Source organism: Mammaliicoccus sp. O-M54 (assembly GCF_022386035.1).
Classification (GTDB): domain Bacteria; phylum Bacillota; class Bacilli; order Staphylococcales; family Staphylococcaceae; genus Mammaliicoccus; species Mammaliicoccus sciuri_A.
The window spans coordinates 476,911-497,454 of the sequence record NZ_JAJNJE010000001.1; the positions used below are offsets into that span (position 1 = coordinate 476,911).

Annotated in this window: 18 protein-coding genes; 10 read left to right on the forward strand and 8 right to left on the reverse strand. The window is 29.6% G+C overall.

Features of this window, described 5'->3' with window-relative positions:
• Positions 1-30 precede the first annotated feature (30 nt).
• Both LQ673_RS02475 and LQ673_RS02480 read left to right on the forward strand, forming a co-directional pair.
• Entirely contained in the window at positions 31-438 is a 408-nt protein-coding gene (locus LQ673_RS02475; RefSeq protein ID WP_049320666.1) for a plasmid mobilization protein, read from the forward strand.
• Positions 439-619: 181 nt separating this feature from the next.
• Positions 620-1,048: an Hsp20/alpha crystallin family protein gene (locus LQ673_RS02480; protein ID WP_049320665.1), complete on the forward strand. Its 429-nt coding sequence runs from the start codon at positions 620-622 to the stop codon at positions 1,046-1,048.
• Positions 1,049-1,376: 328 nt separating this feature from the next.
• Here LQ673_RS02480 and LQ673_RS02485 read toward each other — a convergent pair whose 3' ends face one another.
• From LQ673_RS02485 to LQ673_RS14860, 6 genes are all read right to left on the reverse strand, one after another.
• A complete protein-coding gene (locus tag LQ673_RS02485; RefSeq protein ID WP_239704657.1) occupies positions 1,377-1,829 on the reverse strand; it encodes a GNAT family N-acetyltransferase in 453 nt (150 codons plus the stop codon).
• A gap of 56 nt (positions 1,830-1,885) precedes the next feature.
• Positions 1,886-2,419, reverse strand: a complete 534-nt coding sequence (locus LQ673_RS02490; RefSeq protein ID WP_058612149.1) for a hypothetical protein — start codon at positions 2,417-2,419, stop codon at positions 1,886-1,888.
• Between the two features lie 2,614 nt (positions 2,420-5,033).
• Positions 5,034-5,471 (reverse strand): GNAT family N-acetyltransferase, encoded by a 438-nt coding sequence (locus LQ673_RS02495; RefSeq protein ID WP_239704656.1) that lies wholly within the window; start codon positions 5,469-5,471, stop codon positions 5,034-5,036.
• A 16-nt stretch (positions 5,472-5,487) separates the two neighbouring features.
• Positions 5,488-6,042 (reverse strand): GrpB family protein, encoded by a 555-nt coding sequence (locus tag LQ673_RS02500; RefSeq protein WP_191836214.1) that lies wholly within the window; start codon positions 6,040-6,042, stop codon positions 5,488-5,490.
• A 277-nt stretch (positions 6,043-6,319) separates the two neighbouring features.
• On the reverse strand, positions 6,320-7,090 hold the full coding sequence (locus LQ673_RS02505; protein WP_084754799.1) for a DUF1828 domain-containing protein: 771 nt from the start codon (positions 7,088-7,090) through the stop codon (positions 6,320-6,322).
• A gap of 15 nt (positions 7,091-7,105) precedes the next feature.
• Positions 7,106-7,555, reverse strand: a complete 450-nt coding sequence (locus tag LQ673_RS14860; RefSeq protein WP_410250510.1) for a DUF6978 family protein — start codon at positions 7,553-7,555, stop codon at positions 7,106-7,108.
• A gap of 405 nt (positions 7,556-7,960) precedes the next feature.
• Between LQ673_RS14860 and LQ673_RS02515 the strand changes: the two genes are divergently transcribed.
• A complete protein-coding gene (locus tag LQ673_RS02515; RefSeq protein ID WP_037559882.1) occupies positions 7,961-8,197 on the forward strand; it encodes a hypothetical protein in 237 nt (78 codons plus the stop codon).
• Positions 8,198-8,366: 169 nt separating this feature from the next.
• Positions 8,367-11,714, forward strand: a complete 3,348-nt coding sequence (locus LQ673_RS02520; protein WP_275584039.1) for an endo-alpha-N-acetylgalactosaminidase family protein — start codon at positions 8,367-8,369, stop codon at positions 11,712-11,714.
• Between the two features lie 173 nt (positions 11,715-11,887).
• Here the strand turns inward: LQ673_RS02520 and LQ673_RS02525 are convergent, their stop codons facing one another.
• Positions 11,888-12,946: a branched-chain amino acid aminotransferase gene (locus tag LQ673_RS02525; protein ID WP_191836217.1), complete on the reverse strand. Its 1,059-nt coding sequence runs from the start codon at positions 12,944-12,946 to the stop codon at positions 11,888-11,890.
• A gap of 162 nt (positions 12,947-13,108) precedes the next feature.
• Here LQ673_RS02525 and LQ673_RS02530 point away from each other — a divergent pair, with 162 nt between their 5' ends.
• The gene (locus tag LQ673_RS02530; RefSeq protein ID WP_239704654.1) at positions 13,109-14,104 is read left to right on the forward strand and encodes a YdcF family protein; all 996 of its coding nucleotides are present in this window, start codon (positions 13,109-13,111) and stop codon (positions 14,102-14,104) included.
• A gap of 49 nt (positions 14,105-14,153) precedes the next feature.
• On the opposite strand, the gene LQ673_RS02535 is transcribed toward LQ673_RS02530, so the two are convergent.
• Positions 14,154-14,600, reverse strand: coding sequence for an N-acetyltransferase (locus LQ673_RS02535; protein WP_037587520.1), 447 nt, complete (start codon positions 14,598-14,600; stop codon positions 14,154-14,156).
• Between the two features lie 134 nt (positions 14,601-14,734).
• Between LQ673_RS02535 and bshC the strand changes: the two genes are divergently transcribed.
• From bshC to LQ673_RS02560, 5 genes are all read left to right on the forward strand, one after another.
• A complete protein-coding gene (bshC, locus tag LQ673_RS02540) occupies positions 14,735-16,351 on the forward strand; it encodes a bacillithiol biosynthesis cysteine-adding enzyme BshC (RefSeq protein WP_239704651.1) in 1,617 nt (538 codons plus the stop codon).
• A 144-nt stretch (positions 16,352-16,495) separates the two neighbouring features.
• Complete coding sequence (gene mraZ, locus LQ673_RS02545; protein ID WP_025904608.1) at positions 16,496-16,927, forward strand: division/cell wall cluster transcriptional repressor MraZ; 432 nt, start codon at positions 16,496-16,498, stop codon at positions 16,925-16,927.
• Positions 16,928-16,938: 11 nt separating this feature from the next.
• On the forward strand, positions 16,939-17,874 hold the full coding sequence (gene rsmH, locus LQ673_RS02550; protein WP_119498922.1) for a 16S rRNA (cytosine(1402)-N(4))-methyltransferase RsmH: 936 nt from the start codon (positions 16,939-16,941) through the stop codon (positions 17,872-17,874).
• Between the two features lie 19 nt (positions 17,875-17,893).
• A complete protein-coding gene (gene ftsL, locus LQ673_RS02555; protein WP_037587528.1) occupies positions 17,894-18,274 on the forward strand; it encodes a cell division protein FtsL in 381 nt (126 codons plus the stop codon).
• Positions 18,261-20,516: a penicillin-binding protein gene (locus LQ673_RS02560; RefSeq protein ID WP_191836220.1), complete on the forward strand. Its 2,256-nt coding sequence runs from the start codon at positions 18,261-18,263 to the stop codon at positions 20,514-20,516. Before ftsL ends, LQ673_RS02560 begins: the two co-directional genes overlap by 14 nt.
• Positions 20,517-20,544: the final 28 nt, after the last annotated feature.

Sequence of the window (20,544 nt, forward strand, 5' to 3'; positions counted from 1 at the left end):
GATATTATAAGTTAAGAAGTGGAGTAGTATATGACTAGAAGCGATCAAAAGGCAATTACATTTAAAATAACAACTAAGGAATATGAAAAAATCAAACAAATAGCTAAGTCTTGTCATATGTCTCCAACGGAGTTTTCAAGACACCAAGCTCTAGGTAATCAAATAACACCAACAGTGTTGGAAGTTACAGATTCAGAAAATCATGTTTCATCTCACCAATTTAATTTATTAGAAAAGGCATATGTAAAACAAAAAGCTAAAAACCTTAAAATCACTAAAGATTATCAAAAGGCTATAGAGAATATTCATAAAGATTATGAAAAAGTATCTATAGTAAACCAACTGATACCATATATACAAATAGATGGAACAATTGATAATGAAGCATTAAAAAATGATAAAGATTTGTTAACTGCGTTAAGTCAATTAGATTACTGATAATAAGTGGTGATTGACCTTGTTTTTAAAAGATATTGTTGAAACTATAAATCAATATAAAGATGGTAAAATTAAAACTAATGATATATTTAAAAACGTCGAAAATGACAAACTACCTTTTTTAGATTTTTCTAAAGTTTATCAAAATGATAAAACAAATTTAAATAAGGAGTGAAGTTATATGTCAAACTTAACACCATTTAATAAAAATATTTTTGACTTTTCACCATCAAGAATATTTGATGATCATTTTAATTCGCTTTTTAAATATTTTAATACAGCTATTCCAAAAACAGATTTAAGGGAAACAAATAGCGAGTATATTGTTGATATTGATTTACCTGGTATCAATAAAGAAAATATTAATTTAACTTATGAAGACAATACACTGTACTTAAGTGCTATACAAAGTAATGAAAATGAACAAAAAGATAATAATGGGAACACTGTGTTTACAGAAAGATCAAAATCACAAATAAGTAGGTATTATCATTTACCAAATGGAGATGAGGACAATATTAAAGCAGATTTTGAGAATGGTGTACTACATGTATCAGTTCCCAAACTAAATTCTATTAACAAAAAATCTAAAATAATTGATATTCAATAAATAAATTAATAATACTCTTTGACTAATGTGCTAACTACAAATTGAGGGAGAAATTCATATGATTGAATTTCTCCCTCTTTTAATGGAAGCTATATATTGGATTATCTAGTCTTACTTAAGTGCTATCAAACTGTAAAAAAGTCTAGAATAGTTTTCAAAAGAACTAGAAAATTTGTAAAAAACATCTATACGAATAAGTAAATTCTACAATAATTGGTGGCTATTTTTTATACTATAATTTCATTAGACGAAAGAGGTCTTAAGAACATATAACCAACTATGTTACTTGGTAATCTTTTTATTTGTATTTTGTTTATTATTGTTAAAATTATCTTTGCTTAGCGAATTTATTTTTATTTTTCCAATACATTGTATATTCATCGTTTCCAGTTTCATCTTCACTTAACTCTTCAATTTTAAAGTGGTTTTTCTTATAAAAATTAACTGCTTTTTTGTTCTCTTTATATACTTTTAGAGATAGGTATTCTTTTTCTTTTTGAAGATATTGTAATAGGTTTGTTCCTATATTTTGATTTCTTTCATTCTCATCAACAAACATACCTGCTATATAATTATCAACTAAACCACAAAAACCTAAAATATTTCCATTTTTCGTATATACAACTATTTCCGCCTCTTCGAATGCATTAAGGACATCTTCGTAATTATTATGCCAATATTGGGTATCAATAAAATTATGAGTGGTTATATTGGAATTCAACCAGATTGCTCCTAGTTTATTTAGGGTGTCTTTGTCTTTTTTATCTAATTTAAATATCACTTTTATTCTCCTCTTTGATAATAAAAAATTTGGAAGTTTATATAATTCTAAAAATTTTATGAATTAATAGTTTCAAATGTCATTTCATACAAGTCTTTATCATCTAAATTAACAAACTCTTCAATATTTACTCTATAAGTGATACTATTTTGTTTTTTAGATATTTGGCTATAATATCTTATATTTATATACATATTAGTTGTATAACCATTATTTTCTATTGTATCTTCAAATTCTTCAAATGCTTTTTTATTAATAGGCATTAGATAAAATTTATTACTAGGTAAAACATTAATGTGTTTTTCTTGTAATACTTCATTCTCATTTAAATAAACTGTTATATCTATGTTTTTAGCAGTTCCACCGCCTAAATTTTGTAGTTTAAAAGCTGTATTAACGTAGTCAGAATCAGTTTCAGTTAAATTCTTTAATTTTAAACGCTTTGCTTTTTCAATTATAATCTGGTCAAAGGCCAAAAATGGTATAAAAGAAATTTTAATTTGTCTTATTTGTATCATTACTGAAATGAAATATAAAATCGCCATAATAAACGTACCAATTGAACCAATCGCTTGTAAAATGTTTAACATAATGAACTCCCTTTATAATAATGTTAATCATCATTCTACTCTATTCCTACAATACAATCCATACTCAATGTTACATTTAATAGTATTTGATAACAATGAATAGTTTAAATAGTCTACGTGTTACTTTCATGTATGGACTTATTAACAAGCTATCATTACCAATTGTTACATTTTATTATACCTGCGTTGTCATATTGGGTACGCAGGTCAAGAAACTAAAGTACTAAATGAGTACCACAGATAATAAGGTGTCGTCATAATACAGATCCCTTTATAAAAGGACGCCCCAAATTCTGTGCGTTTGATGATAGAGTAGCAAATCATTACACCATCAAAATAGTATTGTATTATACACATTCCTATTTTAGAAATATGTATATACAGATATATGATGCCACTACTAATGAAATTATTTATAAGATAGTCGTGAATCACGACATTAGATCATAAATAACTCTTTACTCATTGTGATTCTGACAACAGTTAACACTTTTATGTGGGTAGTTATAGGCTAACTTGCTTAGAAATCGCTTTTAGTGATATTGTAATTCGACCAAATTTGGAGATTAGACGAATATTTCCGTTCTATTTAAAATAAATAATCTTATAACAATCGCTAGTACTATATATTATTAAAATATCAGGATAGAGGTTAAACTAATATAACGTTTTAATAGTTAGATAAGCTGGCTTAATGTATCGTTACGTCAATTAGTATATAAACTGCTATTAGTGTATTTTGGTATATTAAGAGCCAAACTATTTTAAAATAGTCTAATGTACTTTTTAGGACTATAGGTATCTACCTATGTTAAGTACATTGGTTACACGCCATAAGTGTTTGGATTACAATTGGCCACATAGTAGCATAACACTTTAGTAAAATGTGGTTACTTTTGTTATATGATCATGTCATTACTAATGATTTCGTTATTAATATGTTCAACTAAATAATGATTTAAAATATTTTAAGACATTAAATAAATATGTGAATAAAACTTTATTACAAACAGACAAAAATTCTTTTTGGTAAAAGTAATCAATTATGATTAACATAATGTTATTAGTAATCATTTATGTTTAAAAAATATTGAAGTAATGAACATATTTTAAGTTCTAATGTGTTTTATTGGTGAACAAAGCATAGTTTAAATAAATTTTATAATTTAATATCAAACTTGAATATGTTTTTTAAGTTTGATTAGAAGATTTTAAATTAAAACTTATTGAATTTGTTTAACAAGAAATTAAAAACGTTAGAGAATTTTGACAGTCAAAATCTTTTAGATAGATTATGTTGCTTTATATATATGATCTAACTGTTTATGATGATATATTACATAAAGAAGGAAATAGTCATAAAGTAGAGTTTTGCAGAATTTTAAAAGTTATATATCTTAAGTTGGTAAGTTTAAATGGTATATTGTAACGGTACTTGGAGTAAGTACCCATTTTAGAGTATATGTGACACACAGGTAGCTGATGAAGTGGGATAAATGTTGCTTGTATGTTTGAATAATTATGATGGTTAAATACATGTCCTACATTTATTGTTGCAATAGATAATATAAAGTAGGGGTGGTCATAAATTTTTGTGATACTGATATTAAATATTGCTTGAAAATAATTTAGGGTAGCCTAAACTTTGCCCGGTACTGATTCTAAAAGTAAATTAATCGACCCACTCTCAACTTACTGAAAATGTTGAAAATAGAATGTAAAAATGTGTGAATAAATTCACTTATAATGTGTCGTGCGAACTGCATTTTAAACCTAAAAAATAATGGTCATAATTTGGTCATAACGAATTGAAAAAGTGTGTGTAAATGGATGTTTTTAAAATTTGAAACGTTGATTTAACGGGGTTTAAAAGTGTAATTTACCACAATTAAATATTTGATAATATAGTTGATTTACATGGAAAATTTAATATGTTAAACTTGATTTATAGATTTAATTCTCTCTTTCCATATATACAAATTAAATCTCTATATGATATTTTTGATCCCGTCACCTTATGTGATGGGATATTTTTAATTTTATATTGTAATATTTAGCATAATTTGGTAATTTAGTAATACAAGGATTAGCTTAACACCCATTTTGTTTATCCTTGTACAACTAATATAATCTGTTTTTGTTTGGCCACTCTAGGAAACCCTTCATTGACTAGAGTGGTTTTTTTGTTTATGTGGTTGCAGACTAGTGATATAATTGGATCTAGTTATTGGTCAAAAAGTATTAAAAAAGTGACGTCATAAAATTAAGTAAAAATATTTTAATCCCCATATAGTCCCCAAAAAATATATAAATACTGTTATATCAATGGTTATAAAGAGTGATAAACTCCCTCCCAGGACGTAAATTACCAATATCCCGTTGTATCTCGTTACTTGTAACGTTGATATGACGGGATTTTTTTGTATATGTAAATGGCTTGTTAAATAGCGTAACTGCGCCAACAGTACACCAAGTTGTATAAATTACTTAGGATATTTTTAAGTTCCTTTGTAAAAGTAATAAAGGGTGCATGTGTCAAATATGAGTCAAAAGTATAATAATCTACAACATGGATCATCAAGTATTTATGTTGTAGGTTATTTTCTGTAATTTTCTATTTGATATCTTTCTCTAAAATAATCGCTAAGTCATTTTTATCTGGATAACAATTTTTTATTTGAAAGTCATTTTTTATATTTAAAATGAGCATGCTTTTCCATTTATTAAAAGTTTTAGTTTGAATTTTTTCATACCCTTTACTTTTTAATATGCTTATTTGTTTATCCATAAGCATTTGCGCAATTCCATAATTTCGATTATTTTTTTCAACCCCACCTAACCAACTGTAAAATGTAGAACGATCCTTTTCATATCCGATTTTATATCCAACAATTGTACTTTCTTTATAAGCTACTAAAATTATAATTTTATTTTTACTTAAGAACTTGTCGTTTAAATTTTCATTTGTATAGAAGATTTCATTGTGTATTTTAGATAGTTCTTTATTTTCCAACTCTGGTAATGAATTATAAAACTCTTTTATATGTATCATTGTTATCACCTATATTTTATTTTTGATAAGAATTATAGTCGGTAATCTTTTTTTGTAAATACCAATTTATAGCAAGTTTTTCAGTCATTTTTACAAATTCATTTTTTCCATTTACATATTTTTCTTTGTCTCCGCAATACTTATTAATGAGCGTCATTTTTAAATCCTCATATTCTTTTGCTACTTCTGGAAACTCAATTAAGAAGTCTCTAAAAGCGAGATGGCGAATAATGTTTTTATCATCTTTACGATCGTAAAGATGAACATGGTAAAGTTTTTTATTTGTTTCTTTATCAAGTTTAGTAAAGTATCTTCTATTAACGATTCCATATTCGCCATGCATATCATAATCAAACTCTTCAAAAGCAAGATTATATTTATCCACATTGTCAATATTATTAACGATAGGCATAATATCTATAATTGGCTTTGCAGATATATGTGGAATCGATGTACTACCGATATGATGAATTGAATGTAATTCATCACCAAGTATTCTTTTTATATTGTTTGATTCATTTGCAAAAAGATTTACCCAATAAGGATTATATTTTTCGATATTAACCTTCATTTGTATATCAGTCCTTTTGAATATGACATAAATTTATAATATGTTTCCTTATTCTAAATAGTAGATTAAGTTTAACTTATTTGAGTAATTTAAAACAAATTATGTTTCTATAAGTTTAAATTGAAAGATGAAAAAATATTCGTGTACTTAAATAATATAAATAAATGGGATTTAATAAATAGTATAAAAGATCAAAAATAGAGCACCTAGCCATATTCGGCTAAGGTGCTTTGTTATTTCTAAATGAGTAACCATTTTATAATCAACAATTGGTAAGTTATTTTAGAGTATTTAATATTTCATCTTTATTTGACCATTTAAGAATTTGAATTCCTTCATAATCAGCTACTTGTTGTGCTTTTTTCGAAATGGTATTTTCTAAATCATTAGCGATAATTAACATTTGAGAATTTAAATTATTTCTATTTGGTCTATTATTCTTAACATCACGATAAGCAAATAGATCACTTGTTATTCTGTTATAATCCAGGTTATTAGAAAAATTCACAAGTTTTTCTGATTTTAATTTTGTTCCTGGTATTATAAAATCAATTGAATATTTTATACCAGTTTCACCAGGGATTGCCACTTTTGCTGAGCCCGTAATTTCCTCATTATAAAAAAAGTCAAAAACTTCTTCATAAAATAAGTTAGATACATTGGATTTAGTTGTTAAAGTCAAATCGTAAATTTTTAATATACCTTGAATTAAATTATGTTTTGATTGTGGAAAGCTGTCACTGTCAACATTTGTTATGATTTCATCATCTTTTAAACTTAAATTAAATTGGTTCAGAATTGAATGAATTAATCTTTTTCGTGTTTTTGTTAAATCAATATCTAACATGTCTAATTCATTAAATGTTTGGCCATCATCTGATAGTCTAATATGATTATCAGGTAATAAATCTGCATATATTCTTATATAGTCATTTAAATGGTTTTTAAATGGAGTAGTTATTTCAGTGGAAGTCTCCAACTTTTTATATTTATAATTTTGTTGTAACCATTCAAAATATGTTTGCATTTTTTGTTCGATGATTTCCATGAAATATCACTCCTTTTATAATAGTTTTGGTGTTATTATAACATCTTTTCTTTTAATATTTGTATAATCAATAAAGAATTCGAGAGAATCTAAAAGTTCATCAATTAGTTCTATATCATCTATTTCATGTAAAGGTATTGCAATGCCACCATTCATATATTCATCAGTAAAAATGTGTATGTGTGGAGTTGGAATTCTTTCATTATTTGGAGGATTTGCATGATCAGATCCATTAACATCAAATCTTACCATACTACATTTATGAGATATACTATTTAGTATAATTGTTAAATTTTCAGAGTTTCTATGTCCTTTCTTATTAATAATTAATTTGAATTTTTCAGACTTATCAATGATATGCGTTAAATTATGTTTTGTTTGTTCGCCTATGCCTGGTAAGTTGACAATATTTTTTTCGAAAACTTTTATTTTCTTTAATAATTTTTCGTAATTTTCTTTATCCATAAAAATCCTCCTTTATATATGTAAAACCTTTATTGATTTAAATTTTATTGTGTATATTTTTGAATATAATTTAGGAAACTGAAAGTGAATAAATATATATAGAATGATAGGTGAAGAAATGATAGATGAAATTATCACTAGTTGAATAACAAGTAGTAAAAGGTAGTTTGTAAATTTGATTTTGCACATTTATATTTTGAATTTTCATTAATGTCTATGATTTAAATATATTATATATAAAGATTTGTTTTTATTCAATGTTGAGCTGATTGAAAGTTGTATTCACTTACGACATATTATTGATGTTATAAATAAAGAATTTAAATCTTTAAATAATCCACTAAAAAACAATTGATATTAATTGATATATTTGGTATATTCTGTAAATGGAATGGAGGGTTGCTTATGACATATATAAATTTTTGGAAGCAAACATTCGATTACAAGAATAAATCAAGTTTTCGTGATCTGTTAGTATGCATGTTTGTTAATATAATCATTTTAGTGCTTATTATGGCGCTTGGTGTGATTGTGCCAATTACTTGGGAAAATAGTATTGTTAATTTATATTATATTGTTCTTGTCTTAATGATTTTTCCTATGATTGCACTGATAGTCAGAGTAATTAAAAATTATAAATAAATAGTATGAATTGTGAACGAAATGATGAATCTCATCATTTCGTTCTTTTTGTTTATATGAACAAAATAGAAAGTGAAATCAAACATTATAGAACAAAAATGCTAGACTACAATGATATAAAAGTATACAATAAATGTAAGTTTTCAAATTTTAAAAAGGGGTGTTTAATTTGAATTTTAGTAATAAAACATTTGTTTGGAGGAAAAAACTGTTTGTCGTTTCAATTGTTTCTGTTATGTTGTTCAGCTTATTAACGCTGACAAATCATCATGTAGAAGCAAAAGACAAAGGGGATGTTTTAAAGAGTAATAAGATGAAAGTGAAGGTTGATAAGTCATTTCCAAGGGCTATTGAATATACTTTGAAAAATGGTAAGAAGATGGATGGACAAGTTAAAGAAATTAAGACGATTAAAGTGAATGGTAAATCGGTTCAACCGAAAGTTAAGTATAAAAAACTTAATGCACATGCAGCTCAATATCAATTAATTGCTTCTAATAAAGATAAAAAAATAGATGCTGAATTTACAATTGAGATGAAGGTTAAAGATAACCAATTGCATTTTGATATGAAGGATTATAAAAACAAGTTAGATGGTAAAAGTGATGATACTATAATAAAAGATTTTGAAATACCTAATCATTCATTAGTTTCTGTGAATTCTAAACAGAAAAATGCTAACTTACAAACAACACGTATGTCTACAAATACGATGAAAAGTGGCGATAAAAACTTTAAAGTTAACAAAGATATTGAAGATGATTTTAAATATCCAATGATGTATGGTTTTGTTTCAAATGATAAGACGAGTGCAGGTGTTTGGAGTAATTCACAACATTCTGAAGGAACTGGAGAGCTAGATTATACGAGAATAAATGCGACTTCGGAACAAGTAGATAAAGATAAATATGTCGGTTTATCTAGTTCTAAATGGATATTGCAGCCTGGTCAAAGTTATGAAAATGCTAAAGAACAACAATTAATGCCGAAAACAAAAGTTGTTATAACGGATGATGAAAATGGTGATGGAAAAACAGACTGGCAAGATGGTGCTATTGCATATAGAGCTATCATGAATCATCCGACAGGTTCAGAGTCTGTACCTGATTTAGTTGCACACCGTATCGCAATGAATTTCGGTTCACAAGCACAAAATCCATTTTTAAAATCACTTGATGGTGTAAAAAAAGTTAATTTAAATACAGATGGGTTAGGTCAGTCCATTATATTAAAAGGATATGGTAGTGAAGGTCACGATTCTGGTCATCTTGATTATGATAATATTGGTCAACGTATTGGTGGCGCAGAAGATATGAAGAAATTACTTAAGAACGGTAAGAAATATGGTGCAAAGTTTGGCGTACATATTAATGCGAGTGAAACATATCCAGAGTCTAAAGCATTTAATCCCGACCGTTTAAGAAAAAATGAAGACGGTACGTATAATTATGGTTGGAATTGGTTAGATCAAGGTATTAATATTGATGCAAAATATGACATGTTGCATGGTAGGAAAGACCGATTAAAAGCTTTTAAAGATAAAGTAGGTAAAGATTTAGACTTTATTTATGTAGATGTATGGGGCAATGGTCAATCAGGTGATAACCAAGCTTGGATGTCTCATCAATTAGCAAAAGAAATACAAGATTTAGGTTGGAGAGTAGCTGTTGAATGGGGTCACGGTATGGAATATGATTCAACATTCCAACATTGGGCTGCAGATTTAACTTATGGTGGCTACGAAAACAAAGGGATTAATTCGAACGTCGCAAGATTTATTCGAAACCACGAAAAAGACTCTTGGGTAGGTAATTACCAAACTTATTCAGGCGCAGCTGATTATCCATTACTCGGTGGATATGATATGAAAGACTTTGAAGGTTGGCAAGGTAGAAACAACTTTGATGAATACATCAACAATATCTTTAAAACAAATTTATCTACTAAATACTTACAGCACTTTGAAGTTACGAAGTGGGTAGATGGCAAGCCAGTCAAAATGACAGCAAATGACCAAACAGTTGAATGGACGCCTGAAATGGAAATCCAATTAAAAAATGGTAAAGATAAAGTAGTCATTAAACGTAAATCTAATGATTATGAAAATGATAAAGAAAACTACAGATCTAGAACGATAACGTTAAATGGTCAAAAGATATTAGATGGCAATAAATATTTAATTCCGTGGAACTGGGATGAAAATGGCAAGCAATTAAACAGTAAGAAACAAAAGCTCTATCATTATAATGAAGATGGTGGAGAATCAACTTGGGAATTACCAAAAGGTTGGAATAGTAAGCATTTAAAATTATACCAACTAACAGAGCATGGTCGTCAATATGTTGATAATGTACGTGTTAAAGATGGTAAAGTTACTTTAAGCAATGTTAAAGCAAATACACCATATGTATTGTATAAATCAAAACAACATAAAGAGAAAGTGAAATACGGAGAAGATATGCATATTAAAGATCCAGGATTTAATGCAGAAAATCTTAAAGATTGGAAAATTAAAGGATCTAAAAAAGACGTTTCTATTACGAAATCAAACAGTAGCGACAATATGTTAACGATTAATAATCCGAAGAAAAATGTTGAATTGAAACAAAAATTAACAGATTTGAAACCTGGTAAACAATATGCAGTTTATGTTGGTGTGGATAATCGAAGTGATCAAAAAGCACGTATTAGTGTAGAGGCAGATGGTACGACACATCAAAATTATACAACTAAATCTATCGCTAAAAATTATGTTAAAGCTAACGCTCATAATACAACTAAAGAATCTGCAACGAAAGGTAATGACAGTTATTTTCAAAATATGTATGTGCACTTTAAAGCACCTAAAAATGGTAAAGCAACTTTAATGCTTTCTAGAGATAAAGGTGAAGGTGTCACATATTTTGATGACATTCGAATTTTTGAAAATGATCAACAATTATATTCACAAGATAAAGTGTTTAAACAAAATTTTGAAAAAGTACCTCAAGGCATATTCCCATTTGTCGTATCTGATATTGAAGGCGTAGAAGATAACAGAACACACTTATCTGAAAAACATGCACCTTATACACAACGTGGATGGAATAATAAAAGTATAAGTGATGTCATCGATGGTACATGGTCATTAAAAATTAATGGTCAAGTAGAAAAGAATAAACTTGCTTATCAAACGATACCTCAAAACTTTAGATTTGAACCAAATAAGACATATGAAGTTTCATTTGATTATGAAGCAGGATCTGATGACACATATGCTTTTGCTACAGGTAACGACAGTATTGATAATCAAAAATACAAAGAAACACCATTGAAAGGTACTGTAGATAATAAAAAACATCGTCAATTCAAAACGACAATTAAAGGTCATAAAAATGGTCAAACATGGATTGGCATAGCATCAACAGATAAAAAGGCAGACAATAAAGGTGTTAAAAATGAAGGCCAAGTGAACTTTGAAGGGACTAAAGATTTCGTATTAGATAATTTAGTCATTAAAGAAGTGAAAGATAAATAAAGTTCATAAGGAGTCTGGGACAGAAATGTTCTAGACTCCTTTTCATATTTTTAGAAATAGAGGTCTGAATATTGCAAGACTCCCCAAACAAGCAACATAGCACCTCCCGCTAACTTTGATTTTTCCAAATAAAAAAGACTGGCAAATTTTTTGTGCCAGTCTTTTTACAGATACTACATTTCGATCGGTTCTCGTTCTATTGTATAGTTCCATTGATGCAGGTCTGGAAGCTTACCTTGCTGAATAAATGTATATGTTGTATATAAATGTTGTGTAATTGGTCCGATTTTATTGTTATGAATGGTTAAAACATTGTCTTTATATTTAATTTCACAGACAGGGGTGATAGCATTCAAAGTACTCGTACTAAAGACTTCTGTTAATAATCCATCTTTATATGATTGAAGGACTTCGTCAATACTAATTTGTCTTTCTTCTATTTGATAGCCTAATTCTTTTGCTAATTCAATAATTGATTGTCGTGTTACACCTGGTACTGTAATACCGTCTAATGCTGGCGTAATCAGTGTATGATTGATAACAAAGAAAATATTCATATTATTTAATTCTTCTATATAGGTTCTCTCTCTACCATCTAGCCAAATTACATGGTCGTATCCGAATTGAGCTGCTTTAGATTTTGCGGCGTATGAAGCGGCGTAGTTACCACCAAATTGTGTAAAACCAGCACCACCTGTAACAGATTTAACATATTCATCTTCTACATGTGCTTTTATACGTTCTGGTGTTTGGCAATTCAGCGTTTTAGGTAGAGGGGATAAGAATGTAATGAGTTCATATGTATCAGATTTACTAACACCTAATTTATTCTCTGATGCAAACATGACTGTTCTAATGTTAACAGGTTGATGTTCATGTAAATCGAATAGTTGACGTTCTTGATTAATAAGGTGTTGGATGCCTAAAAGTAGCTCGCTTTTATTAATAGCTGGCATTTCGATTCGGTTCAGTGATTGATTGAACTTTTCAAAGTGTTCGAAAGGTTTAAAGATATGAATATCGTCATTGATATGATAGGCGACCATATCTTCAAAAACGGTTTGACCATAATGAAGACATTGTGCACTTGGAGAAATTGTGATAGGTGCATAATCTTTAATGATAGGAGAAGACCATCCTTTTGATGATTGATACGACATAGTTAACATTTTGTTACCAAAGGTGGATTCACATTCGTCCTTTGTTTGACTACTTGATGATTGATATTCCATATAAATTGCCTCCTATATTTAAGTAAGTAATGTGAAATAGTATATCAGCTATATTGACCTAATTCAATATTTATTTTGAAAATTCTGAAAATAATTTTATGTGTATCTTGTTGGTTATGATGATATACTTTGATTGTGAAAATAATAGGCTAGGAGGTGACGATGATGTTTGTTACGTTAGCATTTTTAATTTTATTTATAATCAGTTATTTAGTGGATTTTAGACAATATAAAAATGTCTTCTTATTAGGATTGTTTATCATCAGTTTAATGAGTACGATATTGATTGAAATCATTGTGCCAACATTAGATTTAAATCTAAATATTAATTACATTATCATAGCGAATATCATTTACTGTTTAATTGTAATTGTGGTTATGCTCTTAGCTTTATTAAATACTAAAAAGCGAATAGCAAATGAAGGTAAAATTGTAACAAACATGATTGTCATTGGTTACGGATCTTTCATCTTAATTAACTTTTTAATCGTTGTTTTTAAACCGTATCTATTAGTAGAATTATGGAACGGGTTGATATTAATTGCTATTTCAAGTTTGTTTTACTACTTAAATTTAATATTTATATTGCATAATTTATACGCTTGGATTGTGAGTGGCATTTCTAAAAGAAAAAAACAAGATTTTATAATCGTACTGGGTGCAGGTATTATAGGAGAAAAGGTAACACCACTTTTGAAAGCGAGATTAGATAAAGCGATTAAATTAAAACGGAAAAGTTTAGATACGAAATTGATTGTAAGTGGTGGTCAAGGTTCGGATGAAGCAATCAGTGAAGCTGAAGCGATGAGACGATATTTAGTGGAACAAGGCATACGTAATGAAGAAATTATAATGGAAGACAAATCAACTAATACAGAAGAAAATTTAGTGTTCTCTATGAAGATAATGAACGCTTATAAACAACATGCAATTGCTACGATTGTTTCTAATCATTTTCATATTTTAAGAGCAGCATTTTTATCTAAGAAAGTTAAAATGAACGCAACTGTTACGGGCGGATCATCGAAATCATACTTCTATCCAAATGCATATATTAGAGAATATTTAGCAATCATTTATATGTTTAAAAAGACACATGCACTGACGATGATTATCTTATTGGCAGCAGTTGCTTGCTACACATTATGGGGAATATAAACGAAAAGAAGGTCCCGTAGAGCACTAACTCTACGGGACCATTAGTATATTATTTATCTGGTGTCCATATCACAATATCTTCACCGGATTGGTTTTGTTGCTCGATATCTTGGAAACCATGATTTAAGAAGAAATCTTTAGATTGATTACGTGCGATACATTTGATTGGTAAATCGAAGCTCTTAGCGTAATCTAATAACTGTTTGCCGTATCCTCTATCTTGATAGTCTCTTAATACTTCTAGCTTCCATAAAATGAGGTAATCATTAAATGCTGGGAAGTAAGTTTTTTCTACTTCATCTTGCTTAAATAAACACATTCTTGCTACTAACTTGTCGCCAACATAAATACCGTAAAATGGTGAATCTGAACTAGCATCGATCATTTTTCCTTTTAATTCTTCAACCATATATAAACCTTCGTTTCCGAAGTTACGAAATTGTTCGAATGCTTCTTCAGTTTTGTAATTAATTTGTAAATGTTCTACTTTAGCCATGATAATCCCCCTTGTTCTTTCCTTAATTATACTTCATTTGAATAAAATTTTAAATTATAAGCCGTTAGATTGTTTTATTTAACTACAATCTTTATACTATTGATAGTAATTAATTTCGAAGGAGAAAGACTCGTATGGACTGTAAGAAGACTGTAATTGATCAACAAAATAGTTTTATAGAGAGATATACAAATCATAATACTGAAATTATAAACTTTTATGGATATAAACCAGGGGACCAATCTGAATTCGAAAGACGCTCGAATTTATCAGCTAATGGTAGAGAAGAAGCACTTTCAAAAGTCATATACAATTATATGTCTCAATTGGATTTAACAGATAAACAACTTGAAAACATTGAAAATTTAAAACGTGGTCACAAAGTCATTATTGGTGGTCAACAAGCTGGACTCTTTACTGGTCCTTTATATACATTCCATAAAATCATTTCGATTATCGTTTTAGCAAACGAACAAAGTGAAAAATTAGATACACCAGTTATTCCTGTTTTTTGGATAGCTGGAGAAGATCATGATTTTGATGAAGTGAATCATACATATGCGTATGATCGTATTTCAAGACAGTTAAATAAAGTGAAATATAGTACGTTAGAACCACCAGAAAAGAGTGTTTCTCATTATCATTTTGATAAAGCACTGGTTAAAGATGCTTTAAATGACATGTTCAGTTCTATCGGAGAAACTGTTCATTCTAAAGATATTCAATCATTGATTCATAAAGCAATCGAGTCTTCTGAATCATGGAGTGAAATTTTTAAAGTCATCACACATGAAGTGTTTAAAGAATATGGGTTGTTATTAATTGATGCGAATGATCCAGAACTAAGATCTTTAGAAGTGCCATTCTTCAAGGAAAACATTGAAAAACATGAAGAAGTAGATTCAGCATTTAGAAATACACAAGACCAATTTGCTGAAGTTATTAAAAAGCGCATGATTTTAACGGATGGTAATGTTCACTTATTCTATGAGCATGACGACAAAAGGCAGCTCATTATGTACGAAGATGAAAAATTCTATTTAAATAAAGATACAGATGTAACCTTTACTAAAGATGAATTACTCAATCTTGTAGAAGAACACCCTGAACGATTTTCTAATAATGTTGTAACTAGACCTTTAATGGAAGAATATTTATTTAATACATTAAGCTTCATTGGTGGGCCGAGTGAAATTATTTATTGGGGTGAATTAAAAGGTGTATTCGATTTATTTAATATTGAAATGCCTATTGTTACACCGCGTATGCGTATTAGCTATTTAACGCAAGAAGCGAAAAAATGTATCGATAACTATAACTTAGATCTAGATACTGTTTTAGTAGATGGTATTCAAAGCGAAAAAGAGAAATTTATTAGAGCAAAAGCTTCTGATGAAGTCTTAAGAGAAATTGAAGAAATGAAAGAAAGCCAATCTCAATTTCATCAAAAACTGATTAAAGAAATTGGTGACGATTATCAAAACAGAAAATTAGTCGAAAAAAATAATCAAATACATCAGCACCAATATCAATATTTAATAGATAGATATTTATTAAATGTTGAAAGAGAAAATGAAATCAGTATGAGACATTTCGAAATAGTGGAGCATACATTACATCCTCACCACGGATTACAAGAAAGAGTGTGGAATCCTATCCAAGTAATGAATCAATTTGGGATTACTATGTTCAGTCCCTCCACCTATCCACCACTTCGTTACACTTTTAAACATATAACGCTTGAACTATAGTCATAACAAGGATTAACACCCAATTTACGAAATCGTAAATTGGGTGTTTTTTTACTATTTACACAAATTTTAAGAAATCTTGTATAAATAGTGGAGGATTGTGGGGGAATGTGGTAAATTATAAATAAGGTGAGGTGAGATAAAATGTTCATGGGTGAATACCAACATCAATTGGATACTAAAGGGCGTATGATTGTGCCTTCTAAATTCAGATATGATTTGAACGAACGTTTTATTATCACTAGAGGCCTAGATAAATGTTTGTTTGGCTACACACTTGAAGAGTGGGCGCGCATCGAAGAAAAACTCAAAACCTTACCTATTACAAAAAAAGATGCCCGTAAATTCATGAGAATGTTCTTCTCAGGTGCGATTGAAGTAGAACTAGACAAACAAGGACGTATTAACATCCCTCAAAATTTAAGAAGTTACGCTAATTTAAGTAAAGAATGTACTGTTATTGGTGTTTCTAACCGAATTGAAATATGGGATCGTTCTACGTGGAATGATTTTTATGATGAATCTGAAGACAATTTTGAGGACATTGCGGAAGATCTCATTGACTTTGATTTTTAGGAGTGAATTAAATGTTTCATCACGTATCCGTACTATTGAAAGAAACAGTAGATAAATTAGACATAAAACCAGATGGTACTTACGTTGATTGTACATTAGGTGGAGCTGGTCATAGTTTGTACCTAGTTGAACAATTGAATGACCAAGGCCGACTTATAGCAATCGATCAAGATGAAACAGCAATTGAACATGCTAAAGGTATCTTAAAGGACCATATGCATAAAGTGATTTTTGTACAAAACAACTTTAGAAATTTAGAACATATATTAGAAGAACTACATATTAGTAAAGTAGATGGTGTACTTTATGACCTTGGTGTATCTAGTCCACAGCTCGACACGCCAGAACGAGGATTTAGTTACCATTATGATGCTAAATTAGACATGAGAATGGATCAATCACAATCTTTATCAGCTTATGAAGTGGTAAATGAATGGTCATATGAACAACTTGTCAAAATCTTTTTTAGATATGGTGAAGAGAAATTTTCAAAACAAATAGCTAGAAAGATTGAAGCAAGAAGAGAACAAGCACCTATAGAAACGACTTTCGAACTAGTGGATTTAATTAAAGAAGGTATTCCAGCAGCTAAGCGTAGAAAGGGTGGACACCCTGCTAAACGTGTCTTCCAAGCGATTAGAATAGCAGTTAATGATGAATTAGGTGCATTTGAAACATCTGTTGAAGCGGCAATACAACACGTTAAAGTTGGCGGAAGAATTTCAGTTATTACATTCCATTCTTTAGAAGATCGTTTGTGTAAACAAGTCTTTCAAGAATATGAAAAAGGCCCAGATGTACCAAGGGGATTGCCGGTTATACCGGAAGCGTACAAGCCGAAACTAAAAAGAGTAAACAAAAAACCAATTATTTCTGATGAACAAGAACTTGAGCATAACAATAGAGCGAGAAGTGCAAAGTTAAGAGTTGCGGAAATTTTGAAGTAAACAGAGGAGTGGCAATTGAATGGCAGTAGAAAGAGTATATCCGAATTATAGACCTGATGAGTGGCAAGAGCCACAACTCGAACCACAGAAGAAAAAAGTAAAAAAGACCAAGGTAGTAGGAATATCGAGGATCGAAAAAGTCGTATACATATCATTAATAACTATGATTGCGTTGATAAGTATTTATATGCTATCTTTAAAAATGGATGCGTATAATAACAAGACACAAATCGCAGAATTAGACAGTAAAATTGAACAACAACAAACAACAAACAGTGATTTGAAGACGGAATCAATGAAACAATCGTCATACGAACGCATCTACGAAAAAGCTGAAGACTACGGTCTAAAGTTGAATAATGACAATGTAAAGGTAGTGCGTAGTGATGCCCAAAATTAAAATAAAGAAAAATAAAATAGGAGCAGTCCTCTTAGTAAGTTTTTTCGGACTGCTCTTTTTTATATTGGCCGTAAGATATTCGTATTTAATGATCAGTGGTCACTCAGCTGGTGAAGATTTAGCATACAGGGCAAGTGAGAAATATTTAAGACAAACAGTCGCTGAACCTGAACGTGGAAAAATTTATGATCGTAATGGTAAAGTGCTTGCCGAAGATACAGATAGTTATAAATTAGTGGCAATATTAGATAAAAAAATGAGCGAAGGTAGCGATAAACCTCGACACGTAAAAGACAAGAAGAAAACAGCTAAAGCATTAGCTAAAATTCTTGATATGGATGAAGATGATATTTTAGATAAACTTAAAACTAAAAATGCCTTTCAAGTTGAGTTTGGTCAAAAAGGTAAAGATTTAACTTATAAACAAAAAACACAAATTGAAAAGCTTAAATTACCAGGATTGACGTTTGAAACGGAGAAAAAAAGATTTTATCCTAATGGTAACTTCGCATCTCATCTTATCGGTTTAGCAGATAAAGATCCAGATACAAACAAATTAAAAGGTGTATCAGGTGCTGAAAAAGTATTTGATAGCTATTTAAAAGGAAAAACGGGTAAAAACTCTTATAAGCAAGATATATGGGGTATGCTCGTGCCGAACAGTGAAGATAGTATTAAAGCGCAAAATGGTGATGATGTACATCTTACATTAGACTCTAATATTCAAGTCTTTGTTGAAAATGCACTCGACGAAATGGTAGATCGCTATGAACCTAAAGATTTATTTGCGGTTGTCATGGATGCAAAAACTGGTGAAATTTTAGGTTACAGTCAGAGACCTACGTTTAATCCTGATACGAAAAAAGACTTCGGGAAAAAATGGGCGAATGATTTATATCAAAATACTTACGAACCAGGTTCAACATTCAAAACATATGGTCTAGCTGCAGCAATTGAAGAAGGTAAATTCGAACCAAACAAGAAATTTAAATCAGGTCATAGAGAAATAGATGGATTTAAAATTTATGATTGGAACGATGATGGTTGGGGAAATATCCCTATGACAACTGGATTTACATATTCAGCGAATACATTAATGATGAAACTTCAAGACTTAGTCGGTGCTGATAAAGCAAAAGCATATTATGAGAAATTTGGTTTCGGTAAAAAAACAGGTGGCTTATTTGATAGTGAAGCGCCAGGAAATATTGCATTTGATAACGAACTTCAAAGAAAGACATCTTCATTTGGTCAGTCTACTACTGTAACGCCAATCCAAATGTTGCAAGCTGAAACAGCTATTATAAATCAAGGTAATATGCTTGAACCTTATTATGTAAAATCGATTCAAAACAAAGAAAGTAACGAAACGATTAAAAAAGGCGAGAAAAAAGTAGTTGGTAATCCAATATCTAAAGATACAGCCAAGAAGACAATGACAGAATTAGATAAAGTAGTAAATAGTAAAGAAAGTCATGCTACAAACTATAAGATAGATGGTTACCGAGTTGCAGGTAAAACCGGTACAGCTCAAGTGCCAGATACTAAAAACGGTGGTTATGTAGATGGTGCCAATCCTTATTTCGTAAGCTTTATGGGCTATGCGCCTGCTAAAGATCCTGAAGTGGTTGTTTATGCTGGTATGTCACTTGCACAAAAACGTGACTTAGAGGCATATGAATATGGTGTATCAAGAGGTTTCAATCCGATTATGGAAAATACATTGAAATATTTAGATGTAGAAGAAACTGAAGGAAAAGCTAAAACGAATGCTTCAGATGTACCAGATGTTGTTAATATGAATACGCAAAAAGCAACGGATGCAATAAAAGGTAAAAAACTTGAGCCAATTGTAATTGGTAAAGGTGATAAAATTAAGAAACAAATACCGCTTAAAGGTAAAAATGTCCAAGATAAAGAAAGAATTTTACTCGTTACTGACGGTGAAATGACGATGCCTGATACTGAAAATTGGACTAAACGAGACTTATTAAAATTACAAGAAGCGACAGGTATTGAAGTAGAATCAGAGGGTTCTGGTTATGTTTCTGAGCAATCTGTCAGTCAGAACCAAACAATTAAATCTGGTACTAAAGTTAAGTTTACACTTTCTAACAATCATCCGAATGGTGATGATTCAATAGGACAAGTTCCAGATGATGAAGAAACATCTAAAGATGAAAGCAAAAATAAAGATGATAAAAAAGATAGTAAAGAAGAAAAAACATCTAGTGAATCATAAATCACAGGATGATAGATAATATACAAAA

Excerpts from the sequence above, each read along its gene's own strand:
- LQ673_RS02475 (WP_049320666.1), top strand. The coding sequence starts at position 31 with ATGACTAGAAGCGATCAAAAGGCAATTACATTTAAAATAACAACTAAG.
- LQ673_RS02480 (WP_049320665.1), top strand. The coding sequence starts at position 620 with ATGTCAAACTTAACACCATTTAATAAAAATATTTTTGACTTTTCACCA.
- LQ673_RS02490 (WP_058612149.1), bottom strand. The coding sequence starts at position 2,419 with ATGTTAAACATTTTACAAGCGATTGGTTCAATTGGTACGTTTATTATG.
- LQ673_RS02495 (WP_239704656.1), bottom strand. The coding sequence starts at position 5,471 with ATGATACATATAAAAGAGTTTTATAATTCATTACCAGAGTTGGAAAAT.
- LQ673_RS02500 (WP_191836214.1), bottom strand. The coding sequence starts at position 6,042 with ATGAAGGTTAATATCGAAAAATATAATCCTTATTGGGTAAATCTTTTT.
- LQ673_RS02505 (WP_084754799.1), bottom strand. The coding sequence starts at position 7,090 with ATGGAAATCATCGAACAAAAAATGCAAACATATTTTGAATGGTTACAA.
- LQ673_RS14860 (WP_410250510.1), bottom strand. The coding sequence starts at position 7,555 with ATGGATAAAGAAAATTACGAAAAATTATTAAAGAAAATAAAAGTTTTC.
- LQ673_RS02515 (WP_037559882.1), top strand. The coding sequence starts at position 7,961 with ATGACATATATAAATTTTTGGAAGCAAACATTCGATTACAAGAATAAA.
- LQ673_RS02525 (WP_191836217.1), bottom strand. The coding sequence starts at position 12,946 with ATGGAATATCAATCATCAAGTAGTCAAACAAAGGACGAATGTGAATCC.
- LQ673_RS02530 (WP_239704654.1), top strand. The coding sequence starts at position 13,109 with ATGATGTTTGTTACGTTAGCATTTTTAATTTTATTTATAATCAGTTAT.
- LQ673_RS02535 (WP_037587520.1), bottom strand. The coding sequence starts at position 14,600 with ATGGCTAAAGTAGAACATTTACAAATTAATTACAAAACTGAAGAAGCA.
- bshC (WP_239704651.1), top strand. The coding sequence starts at position 14,735 with ATGGACTGTAAGAAGACTGTAATTGATCAACAAAATAGTTTTATAGAG.
- mraZ (WP_025904608.1), top strand. The coding sequence starts at position 16,496 with ATGTTCATGGGTGAATACCAACATCAATTGGATACTAAAGGGCGTATG.
- rsmH (WP_119498922.1), top strand. The coding sequence starts at position 16,939 with ATGTTTCATCACGTATCCGTACTATTGAAAGAAACAGTAGATAAATTA.
- ftsL (WP_037587528.1), top strand. The coding sequence starts at position 17,894 with ATGGCAGTAGAAAGAGTATATCCGAATTATAGACCTGATGAGTGGCAA.
- LQ673_RS02560 (WP_191836220.1), top strand. The coding sequence starts at position 18,261 with ATGCCCAAAATTAAAATAAAGAAAAATAAAATAGGAGCAGTCCTCTTA.